The sequence below is a fragment of the Xanthomonas albilineans genome (assembly GCF_002939705.1).
GTDB lineage: Bacteria > Pseudomonadota > Gammaproteobacteria > Xanthomonadales > Xanthomonadaceae > Xanthomonas_A > Xanthomonas_A albilineans.
On record NZ_MDCB01000127.1, the window covers coordinates 1 to 300 of the forward strand.

General features: G+C 69.3%; 1 protein-coding gene. It reads right to left on the bottom strand.

Annotation, left to right across the window (positions count from 1 at the left end):
- On the bottom strand, nt 1-300 hold a 300-nt coding region (locus XalbCFBP2523_RS16065; protein ID WP_146084170.1), incomplete at both ends, for a hypothetical protein.

The window sequence follows — 300 nt, forward strand, 5'->3', positions numbered from 1 at the left end:
TGGAGGCTGGCCGCGCCCAGGGTGCCCTGGCGTTGATCCACCGTGTTGGCCGCCAAGGTCAGCGCGGCGCTGCTGACGATGCTGCCTTGCGTGTTGGTCACGCCGTTAGCGGTGAGCCTCAGCCCCTGGCTGCCGGTGTGGCTGAGGGTGCCATGGGCGTTGATCAGTTGGTCGGCGGCGATGGACAGAAGACTGCCGTTGCTGGCCACGGTGCCCTGGGTGTTGTCCAGTTGCCCGCTCACCACGATGTCGCTCTCGGCGCTGCCCGCCGCGGTGAGGGTGCCGCCGCGGTTGGACAGC